The sequence below is a fragment of the Enterococcus sp. VV15 genome (genome assembly GCF_005236045.1).
Lineage (GTDB): Bacteria > Bacillota > Bacilli > Lactobacillales > Enterococcaceae > Enterococcus_B > Enterococcus_B durans.
In genome coordinates this window covers 1-268 of record NZ_QPTY01000129.1, presented here as the reverse complement: position 1 = coordinate 268, position 268 = coordinate 1, and the positions used below count along the sequence as shown (strand labels likewise).

General features: G+C 38.1%; 1 pseudogene. It reads left to right on the top strand.

From position 1 onward, the window contains the following. Positions 1-221 (top strand): annotated as a pseudogene (locus DVW83_RS14965) (hypothetical protein); the annotation flags it as partial. Positions 222-268 lie beyond the last annotated feature (47 nt).

Sequence of the window (268 nt, the reverse complement as noted above, 5' to 3'; positions counted from 1 at the left end):
AAGAAATCACTCGTGTGGCTTCGCAAGGAATCAAACGACCTGACGTGAAGAAAAACTATGGCTACAAAGGTGGCGATGCCCTAGGAATGGACGTCACAGTGGATCTAAGTTGGATGAAAAAATGCACGAAAATTGATGTCATTTTCCGTCGTTGTAATCAATCTAATGGTGAAGGTACAGTGAATGATGTACGGATTAAGGATATATATTTAACTTTATAAATATAAATAAAAAGCTCCTCGTTGAGGAGCTGTACATAATCGTATTG